At 66.0% G+C, this 1,054-nt stretch carries 1 protein-coding gene; it reads left to right on the forward strand.

The genetic code is table 11. The annotated features are described in order from the left end of the window. The first annotated feature begins 462 nt into the window (after positions 1 to 462). On the forward strand, positions 463 to 786 hold the full coding sequence (locus ABZS58_RS51480; RefSeq protein ID WP_354792175.1) for an STAS domain-containing protein: 324 nt from the start codon (positions 463 to 465) through the stop codon (positions 784 to 786). The last annotated feature ends 268 nt before the right edge of the window (positions 787 to 1,054 follow it).

The following is a 1,054-nucleotide window of genomic DNA, read 5'->3' on the forward strand; positions in this document are numbered from 1 at the left end:
CCGCCGGTGCTGCGGGTCCACGCAACTTCATGACCCTCACCTGCGGATGAAACCGTCCTACGGGCGATGCCACCAACACCATCTCTGGCTCACCCGATCTCGTTCTGCCGTGCCGAGCGAACCTGCGATGTTGCTGCCGGCTCTGCTCCTGCGCCCAACGGGTGGGGCGGTTCGTCAGCGTCTTTTGTGTTCTCTGCTCTCGACATGAAGAACGTTAGCCGACGGCAGTGAGCATGTCTAGCGTGTCCACCATAGATTTTCTCGGCGGGTCGCCAGCGCCTCGGGGGCGGCGTCACCTGCCCACCCATCTCTGAACAGTCACGCCCGCCGCCCCGGAACCACCGCCCCCGGCTCGGGAATCCCCGGCCGCACAGTCGCATCCATCTCCTGTCGCATCGAGTTGCGGGTGACAAATGGGTCGGTATCGTCGAGCCCGAGCACCGAAATGGATCGAGGTGAACGATGCCGCTCTTGACCGAGATCGGCATACCGTCGGCCGGCAGGGTCACGATCGTCCTCAGTGGCGAGCTGGAACAGCAGACCGCTGATCAGTTCCGCACGACGGTCCGTGCAGCACTGCAGCTGGAGCCGACCGTGCTGGCCGTGGATCTCGCACTGATCACGTTCATGGACTCGTCAGGTCTCGGCGCGATCGTTGCCGCCAAACGCTGGTGCGACGACGCCGGCTGCAGCCTGGACCTCGAAGCGCTGACCCCCGCGATGCACCAACGGATCCAGGTCAGCGGCCTCGCCGACCTGTTCGGCCTGCCGGAACCACCGGCATGACAACGCCGCGACGGCGCCCCCCATCAGGGTCAGGCGTCGCCACAGGATCGCTTGACAGTGACCGGCTCGACGGGCCCGCCGCCATGGTCACGTGCGCGCTCATCGGCATGTCAGGCCACCGACGGCGGAAGCGCCGGTCACCCGCTGTGACGAACTGACTGTCTCACCCGCGGGTGACTGATCAGGTGGTCAGTTGACGGCGGGTAGCCAGGGCCGACCGATGATGAGGTCGGTGAGTGCCCGGAAGGTGTTGTGGCCGTGGGCGGTG

It is taken from the genome of Dactylosporangium sp. NPDC005555, assembly GCF_040605635.1.
Classification (GTDB): Bacteria; Actinomycetota; Actinomycetes; order Mycobacteriales; family Micromonosporaceae; genus Dactylosporangium.